The following is a 17,619-nucleotide window of genomic DNA, read 5'->3' as shown; positions in this document are numbered from 1 at the left end:
CATGATCGCATCTGTCCTCGTATCGCTTTCCATCCTGACACAGGCCGCTGCTCCGCAGAGCCGGCCGCCGGCCGAGCGGCCCGGCTCCGACCTGACCCGGTCGCTGAACAGCGGTCCGTCCTCAAGCGTGCTAGGAACGGCGCCGGCGGCATCCGCACCTGGGCGCTCAGCCGCCGCGCCAAGCCCCGCCATCGAATCCGAAGAGACGCCGGAACAGGACGTGGAGGAGGCGGTCGAGGCCGAGGTCGAAAACGAAGATCGTCCGGCGCCGCCTGCGGCTCAAGCCCTGGACGCTACGGCCATCGCCGCCTTGCCGTTCCGCATCGACGTGCCGCGCGGTTTCAGCCTGACGGCGCAGCGGCCGGCGCCGGGCGTCGGCATCTATTCGATCAAGCGCGGTGATCGCACCTTCGTCATGGTCTACGCCGGTCCGGCGTCGCAATTCCCGATCTATAGCGGCGAGGCGCGGACGGCCGCCGGCCGAACGTCCATCGTCGCCGCCAACGGCGAGGCCAGAACGGCCATGGAACATCTGTTCCAGCGCCAGACCGCCCCTGCGGAAATCCACGTCTGGCTGTCCAGCCTGGACGGCGCAGACCTGGCCCTGGCCGAGCGCATCGGCAATTCGGTGGAGCCGAAGTAGCGTCTAGTCCAGGCGTTGGATTTTCGACGCCATGTCAGGCCGAGGCCGCTCAAGCGCGGGCTCGGCCATGGATCCCAGGTGGATGAAGCCGGCGATCCGCTCGCCCGGCTGAATTCCGAATAGCGCGACGGCTTCGGGGCGGTAACTATACCAGTCGGTGATCCAGCTTGCGGCGTATCCAAGGGCACCGGCCGCATGTTCCAGGTTCATGCAGACCGCGCCGGCCGAGAGCTCTTGCTCCCAGACCGGGATCTTGTCGCTGGGGACGGGCGAGGACACCACCATGATGGTGACCGGCGGCGCGGTCAGCTTGACGAGAACCTTGGCGGCCTTGTCGGGGCCCGGTTGGCGGGCAGCAAGCGGCCTGAGGGCTTCGGCCGCCTCGGCGCGAAAGCGCGGCCCCAGCACCACGAAGCGCCAGGGAAACAGCTTGCCATGATCGGGCGTGCGCGCCGCCAGCGTTAGGATACGGTCCAGCTCCACTACCGACGGACCCGGTGCGATCAGGGCCTGGGCGGGGGCGGAGCGGCGCGAGGCCAGCCGAGCCTCCCATTCGGGCGAGGCGACGGGCGGGGGCAGGGCGGCGGACAGTTCAGCGTCTGACATGCTCGCTAGCTAGGCGTTCGCAGGCGCAGGCGCCATATCCCCGGAATGAGACGCACAGACGCCGAACCTTCGCCTTTCGACGACGACAGACCGGCTCCCGCCTGGCAGGGCGACGACCTGCCCACGCCCTGGACGGCGGACGGAGAAGGCGAGGTCGTGTTCGAGAACCCTTGGCTGAGGGTGACGCGCGACGCCGCGACGGCGCCGACGGGCGCGGCGGCGGACTATGTCGTGGCGCGGTTCCGCAATCTGGCGGTCGGCGTCCTGCCTCTGCACGACGACGGCACGGTGATCCTCGTGGGCCAGCAGCGCTTTCCGCTGAAGAATTACGTCTGGGAGATGCCCGAGGGCGGCGCGCCGTTCGACGAAGATCCGTTCGAGGGCGTGAAGCGCGAGCTGGCCGAAGAGGCGGGCCTTCAGGCCGAGCACTGGCGTGAGGCCGTGCGGCTGGAGCTGTCGAACTCGGTGTCTGACGAGCGCGCCATCGGCTGGGTGGCCTGGGGTCTGACGGCGGCGGTCGGACAGGCTGACGACACTGAAGAACTCCGCGTCGCGCGGGTGCCTTTCGCCAACCTGATCCACGAAATCGAGCGCGGCGCGGTTCGCGACGCCTTCACCGTGGCGACGGCCTATCGCGCCCTGCGTATGGCCCAGACGGGCGGCCTTCCGCCGAAACTGGCGCGGAACCTGCTGGCTGGGCTATCATTGGAGCCGTCATGAGCCAGTCGACCCCGCGCCTTGAAGTCGTCGCACCCGCCTCGGAGGTATGGTCGCTGCTGCGCGCCTCGGCGGAGGCCGCCGCGCTGGAGGAGCCGCGCCTGGCCAGCCAGGTCAACGCCGTGATCCTGGCCCACCACGACTTGGCTGGGGCGTTGAGCTTTCAGATCGCCCGCAAGCTCGGCGACGCCGAACTGGGGGCCATGACGCTGCGTGAAGTCTGCCTGGAGGCCTATCGCGCTGATCCGGCCATGGTGTCAGCGGCCGAGGCTGATTTGCAGGCAGTGGCCGAGCGTGACCCGGCGATCCGGTCGCTGCTGCAGCCCTTCCTCTACTTCAAGGGGTTTCAGGCGCTTCAAGCCTGGCGGGTCTCGCACTGGCTGTGGATGCAGGGGCGCGAAACCCTCGCCTTCCATTTCCAGAGCCGGATATCGGAGCTGTTTCAGCTGGACATCCACCCGGCAGCGCAGATGGGTTCTGGGGTCTTCCTCGACCACGGCACAGGCATAGTGATCGGCGAGACGGCCGTGGTCGGCGACGAGGTGTCTATGCTGCACGGCGTGACGTTGGGCGGGACCGGAGCGGAGCGCGGCGACCGCCATCCGAAAATCGGGCGCGGGGTCCTGCTGGGTGCGGGCGCCAACGTGCTGGGCAACATCGTGGTGGGCGACTACGCCAAGGTGGCTTCGGGCTCGGTAGTGCTGAAGCCGGTCCCGGCCGGCTGCACCGTGGCAGGCGTTCCGGCGCGCCTGGTCAACTGCCCGACCGAAGCCACGCCGGCGCGGACGATGGATCATACGCTGGCGGACGTGGTCTACGACTTCGTCATCTGAGCCGCGACGGGGTTTCAATGCCGGGGCGGCTTCTCTAGGGTCCGCCGCCAACACGAACACCGAGGCTGAGCCGTGAAAGACACCGATCTCAAGAACGTCGAAACCCACCTGAAGCGCACGTTCAATCACGGCGGCATCAAGGTGAAGGCTCGCAAGGTGGCCGACTCGGCCGAGGTCTATGTCGATGACGAGTTCATCGGCGTGATCTACGAGGACGAGGACGAGGCCGGCTCCTTCATGTTTGAAATGGCCATCCTGGCCGAGGATCTGCCGCAAGGCTGATCGGCAGGCGCGGGCGGGGGATGACGGCGTGAGCGACGAAGCGAAACCGCGCTGGTCCCTGATCGGTCCCGGCATTGTCGTCGCGGCGACCGGCGTGGGGGCCGGCGATCTGGTCGCCACCCTGATCGCCGGCTCCCGCTTCGGCTATGCGCTGCTGTGGGCGGCCGTCATCGGCACGATACTCAAGATCGCCCTGGCCGAGGCTGTTGGCCGGTGGACGCTGGCCAGCGAGCGCACCATCTTCGACGGCTGGTCGTCGCTGGGTCGAGGCGTTCGGGTGGGGCGTCGCGGCGGCGCGCTGAACTGGGCGGGCCTTTATTTCGGCATTTACGTCGTGATCTGGGGCTTCGTTTACGGGGCTGCGGGGATGACCGCCGCCGCCCTGCCGCTGGCGGCTCTGTTCCCGATCTTGGACCTTAAGGCCTGGGCCATGTTGTCGGGCGTGGCGGGGCTGCTGTTCGTCTGGTTCGGCCATTACGGCCTGTTCGAAAAGGTCATGACCGCCTGCGTGGGGGTGATGTTCGTCACCGTCATGAGCCTGGCGGTGCTGGTCACGCCTGATCTGCCGGCGCTGGCGACAGGCCTGATGCCGACCCTGCCGCCCGGCGCGGCCTTCTACACCTTGGGTCTGATCGGCGGCGTAGGCGGCACCATCACCATGGCGGCCTATGGCTACTGGCTGAACGCCAAGGGCTGGAAGGGGCCGCGCTGGATGGGCACCATGCGGCTGGACAACCGCGTGGCCTATATCGTCACCGGCGTGTTCGTCGTGGCCTTGCTGATCGTGGGGGCTGAGCTGCTGTTCGCGGCCAATATAGCCCTGTCGGGCGGCGACCGGGGCCTGCTCGACCTGGGCGCCGTGCTGGAAGAGCGCTTCGGGCGGTCGATCGCCATCCTGTTCCTTGTCGGGTTCTGGGCCACGACCTTCTCGAGCCTGCTGGGGGTCTGGCAGGGCGTCAGCCTGATGTTCGCGGACTTTCTGGCCCATACGCGCGGCCGCAGTGACGACGAGACCGCAAGGGGGGACCGCAGCCTGGCGTTCCGCACCTATGCTCTATGGCTGACCTTCCCGCCGATGCTCCTGCTGTTCATGGACCGGCCGTTCGGCCTGATCGTGGCCTATGGCGTACTGGGCAGCCTGTTCATGCCGTTCCTGGCCGGGACGCTGGTCTGGCTGCTGAACAGTTCGCGCGTGCCGGCGGAATGGCGCAGCGGCTGGCTGTCCAACGGGCTGCTCGCGGCGGCCACCCTGCTGTTTGCGGCGCTGGCCGGGCGCGAGCTGATCAATCTGATCTGACGTCGGGGAAGCGGCGATGCTTGCCGCTGGGCGGGCTTTGGCCTACCCCTCGCGGCCGGAATCAACGGTGACGGACCCCGACATGAGCATCGCCTTCCTGTTCCCCGGCCAGGGCAGCCAGAGCGTCGGCATGGGCTCGGCCCTGGCGGACGCCTTCGCCAGCAGCCGCGAGGTGTTCGCCGAGGTGGATGACGCCCTGGGTCAGAAGCTGTCGCAGCTGATGCGCGAGGGACCGGAAGACCAGTTGACCCTGACCGAGAACGCCCAGCCGGCCCTGATGGCCGTGTCCGTGGCGGCGGCGCGGGCGCTGAAAGCCGAGTTCGGGGTCGATATCGGCAGCGCGGCCTATGTCGCAGGCCATTCTCTGGGCGAGTACTCGGCCTTGGCGGCTGCGGGCTCGATCAGCCTGGCGGACACGGCGCGGCTGCTGAAGACGCGCGGACAGGCGATGCAGAAGGCGGTCCCGGTCGGCAAGGGGGCCATGGCTTCGCTGATCGGTCCCAAGACCGACCTGGCCCTGGCCGAAGAGGCCGCGCGCGCGGGCTCGGAAGTCGGCGTCTGCGTCGTCGCTAACGACAACAACAACGGCAATGTGGTCATCTCGGGCGACAAGGCCGCTGTCGACCGCGCGATCGAAAAGGCCAAGGAACTGGGCGCGCGCGCCATTCCTCTGAACGTCTCAGCGCCTTTCCACTGTCCGCTGATGCAGCCGGCCGCCGACCGCATGGCCGACGCCTTGGGCGGGGCGCGCATCGTCGCTCCCGCCCCGGCGGTTGTCGCCAATGTCACCGCTCGGCCTGAAACGGATCCCGAGGTCATCCGCCGTCTGCTGGTCGAACAGGTCACAGGCCGCGTGCGCTGGCGCGAAAGCATGGAATGGATGGCCGGTGAGGGGGGCGTGACGCGTTTCGTCGAGATCGGCGCCGGCAAGGTGCTGACCGGCATGGCCAAGAGGATCGCGCCGGACGCCGAGGGCCTGGCGTTGAACACGCCGGAGGACCTGGAAGCCTTCGCTAAATCGCTGTGAGGGCGCGCAAGCAGAGGCGGGTTACGCCGGGACGGATGGCGTTCTTGGCCGCCTGCGTGCCGCCGGTGGTCTTCGCAGTGATGGGCATGGCCGCCTTCATGCAGCGCGGCGCGGCGGATGCTGGCACGGACTGGACGGGCATAGGGCTGGCTGCGGCCATGATCGTGCTGGTGGTGCTCAGCCTGCGGGCTTTCTCCAGAGGAAGCCGCATCTCGGCCGGCGTATTGCTGTTCGCCGCCTATGCGCCGCTGGTGCTGGCGCTGTTTCTCATGATCGTCGTTCGTTTCTCGTAGGAGCCCATACATGTTCGATCTTTCCGGCAAGACCGCCCTCGTGACCGGCGCCACGGGCGGCATCGGCGGGGCTGTGGCGCGGGCGCTGCACGCCCAGGGGGCGACCGTCGTGCTGTCCGGCACCCGCGAGGCCGTGCTGGCCGATCTCGCTGGCCAATTGGGCGAGCGCGCCTTCGCCGCCGCCGCCAACCTGTCGGACGCCGAGAGCGTCGACGGCTTGGTCGCGCGCGCGGAAGAGGCGGCGGGTGCGCCGCTGGACATTCTCGTGGCCAATGCGGGCATCACCAAAGACGGTCTGCTGATGCGCATGAAGGACGAGGACTTCGAGCAGGTCCTGAAGGTCAACCTGGAGAGCTATTTCCGGCTCAGCCGCGCGGCGGTGAAGGGCATGATGAAGCGCCGGGCCGGCCGCATCATCGGTGTGACCTCCGTGGTCGGCGTCACCGGCAATCCCGGCCAGACCAACTATGCGGCGTCAAAGGCCGGCATGATCGGCTTCTCCAAGTCGCTGGCACAGGAGGTCGGCAGCCGCGGCATCACGGTCAACTGCATCGCGCCGGGCTTCATCGCCTCACCCATGACGGATGTGCTTAACGACGCCCAGCGCGAGACGATCCTGGGCCGCATTCCGGCCGGTCGGCTGGGCGAGGGCGACGAGATCGCGGCCGCCGCCGTCTATCTGGCGTCCAGCGAAGCGGCCTACGTCACCGGCCAGACCCTGCACGTCAATGGCGGCATGGCGATGATCTGAGCCGGCGATCACCAATCGCTACAGGCTATTTCCATGCGCCGGGCCTGTGCTAAAGGGCGCGAACGCAACCGGCCGGGCGCCCTGACGTTTCAGGACTTGCCTAACCGGGGCCGTCGTGAGACGGCAGGCGAGACAACACAACGCCGCGACGCGGCGATACAGAAGGCAAGACACTGATGTCCGACACGCTCGAACGCGTCCGCAAGATCGTCATCGACCACCTGGACGCCGATCCGGACAAGGTCACGGAAAAGGCCAGCTTCATCGACGACCTGGGCGCTGACTCGCTCGACAACGTCGAGCTGGTGATGGCCTTCGAAGAAGAGTTCAATATCGAGATCCCCGACGACGCCGCCGAGCACATCCAGACGGTCGGCGACGCGGTAAAGTTCATCGACGAGAAGTCGGCGGGCTGATCGCCTTACCCCGCAAGGGTTTCGATGGCCGTCGGATGCGCCTAGCGGGCGCGTCCGGCGGCCATTATCGTTTGCGGCCTATGATTCTGGTGGAGCCAAGGAGCGGGACATGCGCCGCGTCGTCGTAACGGGCCTCGGCCTTCTGACCCCTTTGGGCTGGGGCGTTGATCACAACTGGAAGGCCATACTGGACGGCCGGTCCGGCATCGGGCCGATCACCAACTTCGACACCGAGGGCTATGGCTGCACCATCGCGGGCGAAATCCCGTCCGTCGATGGCCGGGGCGGCGGCGCGCCGGACCAACCGGGCGTGTTCGATCCCGACAAGGTCATGTCGCCAAAGGACCGCAAGCGGGTCGATGACTTCATCGTCTACGCCGTCGCCGCCGCAGACGAGGCGCTGGCCGACGCGGGCTGGAAGCCCGAGAGCGACGAGGACAAGGAGCGCACGGGCGTCATGGTCGGCGCCGGCATCGGCGGGCTGGGGCCCATTGCCGACACGGCCACCATCCTGAAGGAACAGGGCCCGCGCCGCGTCAGCCCCTTCTTCATCCCCTCGGCGCTGATCAATCTGGCGTCGGGCCAGATTTCGATCCGTCACGGCCTCAAGGGGCCGAACCACTCCGTCGTCACGGCCTGCGCGACGGGTGCCCACGCCATAGGCGACGCGGCGCGGTTGATCGCCTATGGCGACGCCGACGTCATGGTGGCGGGCGGTGCGGAAAGCTCGATCGTGCCGATCGGCATCGCCGGCTTCCTGGCCTGCAAGGCCCTGTGCACCGCCTTCAACGAAACGCCCGAAAAGGCCAGTCGGCCCTATGACAAGGATCACGCCGGCTTCGTGATGGGCGAGGGCGCCGGCATCATGGTTCTGGAAGAGTACGAGCACGCCAAGGCGCGGGGGGCCAGGATTTACGCCGAACTGACGGGCTATGGCCTGTCGGGCGACGCCTATCACATCACCGCACCCTCCGAGGACGGGGAAGGCGGCTATCGGGCCATGCAGATGGCGCTGAAGCGCGCCGGGCTCGAGCCCTCGGACATCGACTACGTCAACGCCCACGGCACCTCGACCATGGCCGACTGGATCGAGGCCAAGGCGATCGAGCGGCTGATGGGCGATCATGCGCCGAACGTGGCGCTGAGCTCGACCAAGTCCATGATCGGCCACCTGCTGGGGGCCGCTGGTGCCGTCGAGGCCGTGTTCTGCGTGCTGGCGCTGCGAGACCAGATCGCGCCGCCGACCATCAACCTGGATAATCCCGAACAGGAAACGGCGCTGAACATGGTCAAGGACAAGGGGCAGCCGATGAAGATCGATGCGGCCATGTCCAACAGCTTCGGTTTCGGCGGTACCAACGCCTGCGTCATCTTCCAGAAGGCGAACTGAGCTTGGCCGGCCGCCCCCGCAAGCCCGTCGTCCGAGCCCCCGTCCCGCCGCGGCGGGGTCGTGGACGCAAGGAGGCGCCGGTGGCCTGGCTGACCGCAGCAGGCACGCTGGGTGTGCTGGCGCTGGTCGCCCTGATCGCGGTGCTGTTCCTGTATTTCGGCCCCGGACCGGCGGCGCGCGACGGCGAACAGACCGTGGTCGCCCTGCCCAGCGGCTCGGGCGTGGCGGCGATCGGGGCGCGGCTGAAACAGTCAGGCGTGATCCGCTCGGCCGATATGTTCCGCGTGGCCGTCAGCCTGACCGGAGCGGACCGCCGCCTGCGGGCCGGTGAGTATGAAGTGCCGTCCCGCGCCTCGCTGGCCACGGTCGTCAACCTGCTGGTCGAGGGCAAGGTGGTGCGCCACTACGTGACCCTGCCCGAAGGCTGGTCCTCGGCCCAGGCCGTCGACATCCTGATGCGCAACGAGGTCCTGACCGGCGAAGTCCAAACGCCGCCCGAGGGGAGCCTGTGGCCCGAGACCTATGAAGTCATGCGCGGCGACACGCGCGCCTCGGTGATCGCCCGGATGAAGCGCGCGCGCGACGACCGGCTGGCCGCCCTGTGGGCCGAGCGCTCGGGCGACACCATCGTGCGCACGCCTGAGGAAGCCGTCATCCTGGCCTCCGTGGTCGAGAAGGAAACGGCAGTCGCCGCCGAACGGCCCCGCGTGGCCGGCGTCTTCACCAACCGACTGCGCCAGGGCATGCGCCTGGAGAGCGATCCGACCATCGTCTACGGCATTACGCAGGGCCGGCCGCTGGGCCGCGGCATCCGCCTGTCGGAGCTGCAGGCGACGACGCCCTGGAACACCTATCGCATCGACGGCCTGCCGCGCACGGCCATCGCCAATCCGGGCGAGGAGGCGCTGAAGGCGGTGCTGAACCCGCTGCGTACCGACGATCTGTTCTTCGTGGCGGACGGCACCGGCGGCCACGCCTTCGCCCGCACCTATGCCGAACATCTGGCCAATGTGGCCCGCTGGCGCGCCATCGAGCGGCAGAAGGCGGGTCTGCCCGCCGATGCGCCGCCGCCTGCGGTCGAGGGCGCCGTGCCCGGCGTGCCGAACGCTTCGGGCGCCGACGCCGAGGCCGGCTCTCCGCCGCCAGGACAGGCCGTGATTACCGTCAACCCGGCGGCTGCACGATGAGCGCCATCTCGGGCATGACGGGTTTCGGCCGCGCCGACGGCGCGCTGGGCGACTGGAGCTGGACGGTCGAGGCGCGCTCGGTGAACGGGCGCGGCCTGGAGGTGCGATTTCGCGGTCCGCCCGGTTTCGACACCCTCGAGCGCACGGCCAAGACCGCAGGTCAGGCCAAGCTGAATCGCGGCCAGGTCACCGTCAACATCCAGGCCAAGCGCGCGGCCTCCGGCGCGGAAGCTCGGGTCAACCGCGAGGTGCTGGACCGCTATCTGGCGCTGGCCGAGGATCTGGCCGAGCGCGGGGCGACGCCGCCGTCCGCAGACGGCCTGCTGTCGCTGCGCGGCGTGCTGGAGGTCAGCGAAGACGAGGCCGATGACGCCGAGGCGCGCGGCACCGTCGAAGCCGCCATGGCCGTCACCCTGGAGCAGGCGCTCGACGCCTTGAAAGCCTCGCGCGATGATGAGGGCGCACGACTGACGCCGGTCGTTACGGGCTTCATCGACGCCATCGAACGCCTGACCGCCCAGGCCGAGAGCGAGGCGGCCGCCCAGGTCGAGGCGATCCGCGAGCGATTCGCTCGCCGCATGGCCGAGATCGCGCCGGATGCGCCGGGTCTGGACGAGCGGGTTTTCCTGGAAGCCGCCGCCTTGGCCGCCAAGGCGGACGTGCGCGAAGAGCTGGATCGACTGACCGCCCATGTCGCCTCGGCCCGCGATCTGTTGCGCCAGCCCCCCGCCGGACGAAAACTCGACTTCCTGATGCAGGAATTCATGAGGGAGGCGAACACCCTCTGCTCGAAATCGGCTACGACCGCGCTCACCGGAATCGGCCTGGAGCTGAAGGCCGTGATCGAACAGTTGCGAGAACAGGTTCAGAATGTCGAATGAGCGCACGCCCCGTCGCGGCGTCCTGCTGATCGTCGCCAGCCCTTCGGGCGCGGGCAAGACCAGCCTATGCCGGCGCCTGATGGCCGACCACGGCGGGCTGGAGCTGTCGATCTCGATGACCACGCGCGACATTCGGCCGGGCGAGGTCGCGGGGCGTGACTATCATTTCGTGTCGGACACCGAGTTCCAGACCCTGATCGATCAGGACGCTTTCCTGGAATGGGCCGACGTCCACGGTCATCGCTACGGCAGCCCCCGCGCGCCGATCGACAAGGCGCTGGCCGAAGGGCGCGACGTGCTGTTCGACATCGACTGGCAGGGCGCGCGCGACATCGCCGAGAAATGCCCCGAAGACGCCGTCCGCGTCTTCATCCTGCCGCCGAGCCTGGAGGAGCTGCGTCGCCGTCTGGTGACGCGTTCGCAGGACGCCGAAGAGGTGATCGAGCGCCGCATCCAGAACGCCAAGGGCGAGATCGAGCACTGCGAAATATTCGACTACGTGTTCGTCAACGACGACTTCGATCGGTCCTACGCCGAGCTGGCGCACATCTATCACGCCGAACGCAGCCGCCTGCATCGCAACCTGTGGGTCGCGGACTACAGGGACGCGTTGCTGGCGGAGGCGGTCTAGGGTCAAGGTGACAAGACCTTAAGGTGAAACGTCTGACGCCGGCTGATATCGCTGCGCCAAGATTGAAGGGGTTCCACCGTGTTTTCGTCGCTCGTTTTCGCCGCCGTTCTGACTATTTCGCCGATGCCGACGATTCAGGCTCAGGCTCAACAAGCCTCATCGGATGATCCTGTCACTGAAATCGAGGACGTTGTGGTCACTGGGCAGCGGCTGCGCGCTCTGGTCGACAACTTTGTGGGGGAGGTCGCCGCGCCCGCCGGGGCTGGTCGGGGGCTAGCGCGATGGCGCGCCAGCCTTTGCGTGGGCGTCGTCAATTTTCGAAGCGATGTGGGCCAATATTTGGCTGACAAGGTCTCTGACGAAGCGCGTGCCTTGGGGCTGGATGCCGGAGAGCCGGGTTGCCGACCGTCGGTCATTATCGTGGGAACGGACGATGGCGCAGGCTTGACCCGAGATTGGGTGAATACTCGACCCAACGCTTTTCATACCGGGATCGGGGCCATGACCCGCAGTAGAGCGGCCTTGAGAAAGATCCAAGAGGGAGATGCGCCCGTCAGATGGTGGCATGTCAGCATCCCCATGGACACTCACTCGGGCCAGGCCGCGATCCGCCTGCCGGGTGAAGAGAACGCGCCGCAGATCGCCACATCCAGCGCATCTCGGCTCCGCTCTCAAGTCGTGGATTATCTCGCTCGGGTGGTCATCGTGGTCGATGTGACCAAGCTGGACGACATCACTCTAGAACAACTGGCGGACTATGTGTCCTTGATCGCGCTGGCGCAGGTCGATCCACAAGGAGACGTCAGCGGCTTCAACACCGTCTTGAACGTCTTTGAAGATACCGCCTCAGTGACGGGCCTTACCGAGTGGGACCGAGGCTACCTGGCTGCCTTGTACGGCCTTGATGCGAGCCATGTGCGACCTGGCCACCAGGCTGGCGCCATGGCGGCGTCATTGGAGCGTGAGCGGCGCACTGCTGGCAGACGCGACGGCGCCGCCCTAGAGGATTGAAGCCTCGGCCAGGCGTACGAAGCCTGCTGGATCGACCGTTTCCGCCCGCGCATCCGGGTCTATGCCGGCCCGGTCGCACAGGTCGGCCCCGCCCAATGATTTCAAGCTGGATCTCAGCATCTTTCGACGCTGGCCGAAGGCTGCGGCTGTGACTTGCTCAAGCCGTTTCAAAACGGAGGGCTCAGGCACGTCGCTGCGCGGAACAAGATGCACCACCGCTGAGGCCACCTTGGGCGGCGGGGTGAAGGCGGCAGCCGGCAGATGCATCGCCAGGCGCGCCTCGGCCACGGTCTGGGCGATGACGGCTAGGCGGCCGTAGGCGGACTGACCCGGTTGGGCCACGATGCGCTCGGCGACCTCCTTCTGGAACATCAGGGTCAGGGCGTGCGGACGCCACGGGCCGGTCAGCCACTTTATCAGCAACGGCGTGCCGACATTGTAGGGCAGGTTTGACACGAGATGCGTCGGGCCGGTCACCAAAGCAGCCTCCTGCACGTGCAGGGCGTCGCCTTCCACGATCGTCAGTCGGCCTGATCCGTCGTCAAGTTCCGACAGCAGGGGGATGAAGCGCGGGTCCTTCTCCACCAGGATCACCCGGCCGGCGTCGCTTTCCATAAGCGCGCGCGTCAGGCCGCCCGGACCAGGGCCGACTTCGATGACCGCGCGGCCGTCGAAGGGGCCGGCCAGGCGAACGATCTTGCGCGTGACGTTCAGGTCCAGAAGGAAGTGCTGGCCGAAGCTCTTCTTGGCCATCAGGCCATGAGCATCCAGCGTTTCGCGCAGGGAGGGCAGGGCTGTCATCTTGTGGCGCGCGCCTCGGCCATCTGATCGGCCAGGCGGATGGCGGCGATCAGGCTGTCGGGGCGAGCGACGCCCTGTCCGGCGATGTCGAAGCCGACGCCGTGATCGGGCGAGGTGCGCACGATCGGCAGGCCCAGGGTGGCGTTCACCCCACCCCAGAAGTCCAGCGTCTTGACCGGGATCAGGGCCTGGTCATGATACAGGCAGATGGCGGCGTCATAGCCGGCGCGCGCCTCGTCGTGGAACATTGTGTCGGCAGGCCGCGGATCGGAGATGTCGATCCCCTCGGCGCGAAGGGCCTCTGCAGCGGGACGCAGCACCTCGACCTCCTGCAGGCCGATGGAGCCGCTCTCGCCCGCATGAGGGTTCAATGCGGCCAAGGCGAGGCGGGGCCGTGTGATGCCGAAGTCGCGCTTCAGGGCGTCATGGACGACGCGCGCAACACGCACGACCCTCTCATGCGTGACCAGTTCGGCAACCTGATCCAGAGCCACGTGTATGGTCACCAGACAGGCGCGCAAGTCTTTTGCCGTCAACATCATCACGGGTCCACGAACCCCGGCGAAGGGCGCGTCGGCGGTCAGTTCGGCGATGAATTCAGTATGGCCTGGAAAGCGAAAGCCCGCCGCGTACAGCGGCGCCTTTGCGATGGGTGCTGTGACGACGCCCGAGGCCTCGCCGCTCAGGGCCAGGCCGACGGCCTCCTCGATCCAGTCCGCCACCACGGGCGCATTGGCCGGATCGGGCGCGCCGGGCTTGGCGATCGTCGGCAGTGGGCGGTGAATAACGGGCAGAGCTTCGCCGAAGGCGTTTCCGGCCTCGGGCGCAGACATGATCTGACGAACCGGCGCTCCGCTCGCCTTCAGCACTTCGGCGTCGCCCAGCACGGCGAAGGCGGGGCCAGCGGCGGCTAGCGCACGCCAGGCCTTGACCACGATCTCGGGACCGACGCCGGCCGGTTCGCCCAGCGTCAGGACGAGCGGCGGCCGGGACGCGGCCGCCGCGGTCACTTGATCTCGATCAGCGAGTCGGCGCGCAGATCGCGCATGTAGCGGCGCTCCATCATGACCAGCGCCTGGTTGCGCAGTCGGTTCTCGACCTGTTGGAACGTCGGCGCGTCCGGTCCGCCCGAGCGGCGGCCGCAGACGGCCAGCACATGCAGGCCCAGTGGGGTCCTGACGGGCGTCGAAATGCTCCCGACCTCAGCTGAGCGGGCGACTTGTTGGAACTGCGGGGCCAGGTTCTGAACATCGGCTTCGCCCAGATCGGAACCCAGAAGGCCGGCTTCCGAGCGCGTGCGCGTCAGGATGTTGTCGCAGGTCAGTTGCGGACGCAGCGCATTCAGGCGTTCGGTCGCGGCGGCTACGTCGGCGTCAGATGCCGTTTCTGGCAGTTCGACCATCGCCTGGCGGAGTTGGACCAGATTGGTGTCGGCGCCCGATCGCTTGTCACGCATGTAGACGATGTAGACGCCGCCCTCGACCGGGATCGGATTGGAGAGTTGGCCGGGCTCCAGGGCGTCGAAAGCCTGCTGAAGGGCGGGTTGAACTGTGCCTTGGACGATCCAGCCGGCGTCGCCCGGCACCTGGGCCGCGGCTGAGGGGGCTGAGGAGAACTGCCTGGCCACGGCCTGGAAGGGCGCGCCCTGCAGTATCTGCTGAATCAGCTGCTGAGCGCCGTTCAGCGCCGCCTGCTGGCCGCCCGCGCGCGCGGCGTCGATGAAGATTTCACCGATCAGATACTGCGGCTTGGCCGCCGCCTCGGCGATCTGACGCTGGGCGGCCTCGACCTGGGAGCGGCTGACCCGGGCGCGCGAACCGAAGCGGCCGCCGACCAGTTCACGCCATCCGATCGACGTGCGTAGTTGCTCGCGGAACGGGGCGATCGCGATTCCGCTCTGCTGAAGCAAGGCGAGATAGTTCTGCGGGGTGGCGCCCGCCTCCCGCGCCATGCCGGCGATCTCGCCTTCGACGTCTTCGTCGCTGATGACGAGCGTCGGATAGCGCGTGATCTCGGCCGCCTGAAGCCGCTCTTCGATGAGATCGGTCAGGGCCTGCTGCTGGATCGCCTGGATATTCTCGTCAGTCGGCTGGACCTGCGTCATGGCGATGATCACCATCATGCGCTGGCGCAGGTCATAGCCGGTGATGATGCGGTCATTGACGGTGGCGACAATGCCGTCAGCCAGTTGAAATTGGGATCGACGCGCTGCGATGGGCGCGTCTTCGGCGGCCGGGTTCACCGTCCCGGCGGCCGGAGCGGGTTGAGCCGCAGGAGGCGCTGTCTGGGCCAAGGCCGGGTTGGCGGCCAGAATCGCGGCGATGGCGACGCCTGCCGTGTAACGCTTCAGACCCATGGTTCGTCCTGATTCCTCAAAGCCTTGGCGCCTCGCCGTCTGGAAGGGGCGGTCGCGAAAGCGCTCTCTGGGAGAGCAAACTGTCTGTCCTTAGCGTGTACCGCCGAAAGTGGCGAGGTTTAGGCGCAGATAGATGCCGTCCGAGGGACCGGTGGGGCGCACACGCGTATTGTCACGGCGATAACCCACCTCGATGCGGAAGCAGTCGTCGTCGAACACCAGGCCGACTTCCTGTCGGGTGATGATGTCCTGTTCCAGATCCGCGATGCCCGCGACGCTGACACCCCAGTGGCCATAGACGAACTGCTGGGCGGCCAGTTGCACGAACTCGTAGTTGCGATTCAGCGGCCCATCGACCGGGTTGGAGCGATCGACGATGTAGCTGAGCGACGCCAGATTGCGACGACCCCAGCGGCCGTCGACGGACGCCTCGGCGCGACGGATGTCGCCATTTCCGTCGATGGTGGCGTGGCCCCAGCCTCTGATGCGGTCCGATGGCGAGAACTCACCCTGAACGACCCAGTCGGAAGTGCGCGACGCCAAACCCGATGGATCGTAGATGCGCGAGGGGTCGTCAGGGATCGCCGCCTGAAACTCGGGAGCACGGTCAGCGCGATAGCTGCGTCCCACGAACAGGCTGACCGAGCGTCCCTCATCCCAGCGAAGCGAGGCTCGGGCGCCGGCGGTGAAGCGCAGGCCGCCCTCCAGCAGGTCGTAGCCGGGGAAGCGATCCATCCGAAACAGCGAATACTGGTCCAGTTCGAGCGTCTGGCTGTCCTCGTTCGGAATTCGGGGATCCAGGTCGGCGCGCGTCGAGGCGGAGAGCTGCGCCATCGGCTCGACGATCAGGTCGCCGTCGCCAACGGGCCGGTAGAGCGGATAGGACACATCGACGCCGACGCTGGCGCGACCGCGAGTCAACGTGGCGTCATCCTCACCCATGAAGGGCGGCAGGTCATCGATCGCATAGCCGTCCAGCCGCGCATCCACGAAGGGCTCCCAGCGCAGTCCGATCGGCGAGGTCAGAACGCGCCGCCAGTCGAGTTGACCCGTTATCCGGCGGCTCTCGACGCCGCCTAATCCAGCAGGATCGGCGGGGATGAGTTCGGGGCGCAGGATCGGCGCACCGACATATGCGTCACGGCTCAGCGACACGGCTGATCCCCTGAGCCGCAGCCGACCGCCCAGAACGGGGCTTTCCGGCTCCCACCGCGCTTCGATGAGCGGGGCCACAACGGGCAGGGTGCTGTCGTCCTCGAAAATGTTCAGCGCCGGCGTCACTGGGTCGAACTGCGAAACCCGCAGGCTCTGCAGCGTGAAGGCTGCGACCGAGAGATACGACCGGCGAGTCTGGCGTTCGGCGTACAACTGAGTGATCAGCCGGCGGCTGTCGCCGTAGTAGAGGCCGTTGTCCTGATAGGGATCGCGGACGTCATAGCGGTCGAACAGCGTCTTGTCTGACGTCCGCTCGGCCGTGAAGCCCCAACGCCAAGGCCCCTCGGGATCGAAACGGCCCGATGACAGGACGTAGCTTCGGTTCTCGCGCGGCCCGAATTTGACGCTGCTCTCAGCGGCGCCGTCGCCGTCCAGGTCGAAATCGCCGAAGTTGCGTTCGTAGGTGTAACCGCCGCGCGCGACCACCGTGCCGTCGGCGAATCGTCGGCGCCATTGCAGGTTCAGCAGAGGGGCGACGCGCGTATTGATCTGCGGGCTGATCAGCACGTCCTGCGATGGCGAGATGACGCGAAGATAAGGTGTCTCCACCGATAATCCGCGGCCGTCATCATAGTTGATGATCGGGATCAGGAAGCCCGACGCGCGCTCCACCGTGGGATCCGGATGGGCGAACACCGGCAGATAAAGCACCGGCACGCCGCCCAGCTTGAAGACGGCGTTGCGATACAGAATGGCGCGCAACGCCTCATCCTGGACAACCTTCTCCGCCTGGATCGAGATGCTGGGCGTCTTGGGCCCGTTGACGTCGCAGATGGGGCAGGGGGTGAAGATCGCGTAGTTCAGCTCCTGCACATTTTCAGAACGACGCACGGCGGTCGCGGCCATCAGGCTGGATCCGTCTTCCAGCCGGGTGGCGAAATCGACCGCGACGCCGGCGCGCAGGTCGGCGTCGAGCTCCAACCGCGAAGCGTAGATGATCGCCTGCTCCGGCGTGATCAGCTCGACCTGCCCCAGGGCCGAAGCGACGCCCTGGCCGAGGTCATAGGTCACCTCTTCGGCGCGCAGAGTATGGTCGCGGTAGCGCGAGAAAACCCGCTGACCGTCATCGCCCCGGGCGGTGACGATGTCGCCCTGGCGCGTGGCCTCACCGGCGTCGATATAGACAGCGCCCGGCGGCACGCCATCGGCGCCCGGCTGGGTCACCGGCACGGGCTGGGTCTGCTGGGCCTCGGCCCCGGTTGCGCACAAGGCGAGCGCAGCCGCGCCCGCCATCAGGCCGGCCTTGAGACGGAGCGAACGAGAGCGGTCAGCCGGCATGAGT

Annotated in this window: 19 protein-coding genes; 14 read left to right on the top strand and 5 right to left on the bottom strand. The window is 67.5% G+C overall.

The window, feature by feature from the left end; translation table 11 throughout:
* The first annotated feature begins 1 nt into the window (after position 1).
* Positions 2-643, top strand: a complete 642-nt coding sequence (locus ACK4I0_RS02025; RefSeq protein WP_409607490.1) for a hypothetical protein — start codon at positions 2-4, stop codon at positions 641-643.
* Positions 644-646: 3 nt separating this feature from the next.
* Here the strand turns inward: ACK4I0_RS02025 and ACK4I0_RS02020 are convergent, their stop codons facing one another.
* Positions 647-1,249, bottom strand: coding sequence for a nitroreductase (locus ACK4I0_RS02020; protein ID WP_409607488.1), 603 nt, complete (start codon positions 1,247-1,249; stop codon positions 647-649).
* 45 nt (positions 1,250-1,294) lie between these two features.
* On the opposite strand from ACK4I0_RS02020, the gene ACK4I0_RS02015 reads away from it, so the two are divergent.
* From ACK4I0_RS02015 to ACK4I0_RS01955, 13 genes are all read left to right on the top strand, one after another.
* On the top strand, positions 1,295-1,969 hold the full coding sequence (locus ACK4I0_RS02015; RefSeq protein WP_409607486.1) for an NUDIX domain-containing protein: 675 nt from the start codon (positions 1,295-1,297) through the stop codon (positions 1,967-1,969).
* Positions 1,966-2,799, top strand: coding sequence for a serine O-acetyltransferase (gene cysE / locus ACK4I0_RS02010; protein ID WP_409607484.1), 834 nt, complete (start codon positions 1,966-1,968; stop codon positions 2,797-2,799). Before ACK4I0_RS02015 ends, cysE begins: the two co-directional genes overlap by 4 nt.
* A gap of 72 nt (positions 2,800-2,871) precedes the next feature.
* Entirely contained in the window at positions 2,872-3,081 is a 210-nt protein-coding gene (locus tag ACK4I0_RS02005; protein ID WP_409607483.1) for a DUF3126 family protein, read from the top strand.
* 28 nt (positions 3,082-3,109) lie between these two features.
* Entirely contained in the window at positions 3,110-4,378 is a 1,269-nt protein-coding gene (locus tag ACK4I0_RS02000) for an Nramp family divalent metal transporter (protein ID WP_409607481.1), read from the top strand.
* Positions 4,379-4,460: 82 nt separating this feature from the next.
* Entirely contained in the window at positions 4,461-5,405 is a 945-nt protein-coding gene (fabD, locus tag ACK4I0_RS01995) for an ACP S-malonyltransferase (RefSeq protein WP_409607479.1), read from the top strand.
* A gap of 35 nt (positions 5,406-5,440) precedes the next feature.
* Positions 5,441-5,698 carry a hypothetical protein gene (locus ACK4I0_RS01990; protein ID WP_409607478.1) on the top strand — a complete coding sequence of 86 codons (258 nt, stop codon included), beginning with the start codon at positions 5,441-5,443 and terminating at the stop codon, positions 5,696-5,698.
* A 10-nt stretch (positions 5,699-5,708) separates the two neighbouring features.
* A complete protein-coding gene (gene fabG / locus ACK4I0_RS01985) occupies positions 5,709-6,449 on the top strand; it encodes a 3-oxoacyl-[acyl-carrier-protein] reductase (RefSeq protein ID WP_409607476.1) in 741 nt (246 codons plus the stop codon).
* 176 nt (positions 6,450-6,625) lie between these two features.
* Complete coding sequence (locus ACK4I0_RS01980) at positions 6,626-6,865, top strand: acyl carrier protein (protein WP_135064053.1); 240 nt, start codon at positions 6,626-6,628, stop codon at positions 6,863-6,865.
* 109 nt (positions 6,866-6,974) lie between these two features.
* On the top strand, positions 6,975-8,255 hold the full coding sequence (gene fabF / locus ACK4I0_RS01975; RefSeq protein ID WP_409607474.1) for a beta-ketoacyl-ACP synthase II: 1,281 nt from the start codon (positions 6,975-6,977) through the stop codon (positions 8,253-8,255).
* Positions 8,252-9,442, top strand: coding sequence for an endolytic transglycosylase MltG (mltG, locus tag ACK4I0_RS01970; protein WP_409607716.1), 1,191 nt, complete (start codon positions 8,252-8,254; stop codon positions 9,440-9,442). The genes fabF and mltG overlap by 4 nt, the downstream gene beginning before the upstream one ends.
* Positions 9,439-10,323, top strand: coding sequence for a YicC/YloC family endoribonuclease (locus ACK4I0_RS01965; protein WP_409607472.1), 885 nt, complete (start codon positions 9,439-9,441; stop codon positions 10,321-10,323). Before mltG ends, ACK4I0_RS01965 begins: the two co-directional genes overlap by 4 nt.
* Complete coding sequence (gmk, locus tag ACK4I0_RS01960; protein WP_409607470.1) at positions 10,313-10,954, top strand: guanylate kinase; 642 nt, start codon at positions 10,313-10,315, stop codon at positions 10,952-10,954. Before ACK4I0_RS01965 ends, gmk begins: the two co-directional genes overlap by 11 nt.
* 78 nt (positions 10,955-11,032) lie before the next feature.
* Positions 11,033-11,965 carry a hypothetical protein gene (locus ACK4I0_RS01955; RefSeq protein WP_409607468.1) on the top strand — a complete coding sequence of 311 codons (933 nt, stop codon included), beginning with the start codon at positions 11,033-11,035 and terminating at the stop codon, positions 11,963-11,965.
* On the opposite strand, the gene rsmA is transcribed toward ACK4I0_RS01955, so the two are convergent.
* The 4 genes from rsmA to ACK4I0_RS01935 form a co-directional block, all read right to left on the bottom strand.
* Positions 11,954-12,766 (bottom strand): 16S rRNA (adenine(1518)-N(6)/adenine(1519)-N(6))-dimethyltransferase RsmA, encoded by an 813-nt coding sequence (gene rsmA, locus ACK4I0_RS01950; protein ID WP_409607466.1) that lies wholly within the window; start codon positions 12,764-12,766, stop codon positions 11,954-11,956. The two genes, ACK4I0_RS01955 and rsmA, sit on opposite strands and share 12 nt — an antisense overlap.
* A complete protein-coding gene (pdxA, locus tag ACK4I0_RS01945) occupies positions 12,763-13,776 on the bottom strand; it encodes a 4-hydroxythreonine-4-phosphate dehydrogenase PdxA (RefSeq protein ID WP_409607464.1) in 1,014 nt (337 codons plus the stop codon). Before pdxA ends, rsmA begins: the two co-directional genes overlap by 4 nt.
* Entirely contained in the window at positions 13,773-15,122 is a 1,350-nt protein-coding gene (locus ACK4I0_RS01940) for a peptidylprolyl isomerase (protein ID WP_409607462.1), read from the bottom strand. Before ACK4I0_RS01940 ends, pdxA begins: the two co-directional genes overlap by 4 nt.
* Before the next feature lie 90 nt (positions 15,123-15,212).
* Entirely contained in the window at positions 15,213-17,615 is a 2,403-nt protein-coding gene (locus tag ACK4I0_RS01935) for an LPS-assembly protein LptD (protein ID WP_409607461.1), read from the bottom strand.
* Positions 17,616-17,619: the final 4 nt, after the last annotated feature.

Origin of the sequence: Brevundimonas sp., assembly GCF_046295775.1 — a bacterium.
Lineage (GTDB): Bacteria > Pseudomonadota > Alphaproteobacteria > Caulobacterales > Caulobacteraceae > Brevundimonas.
The sequence above is the reverse complement of the archived record's forward strand: the minus strand, read 5'-3'. Positions and strand labels throughout refer to the sequence as shown.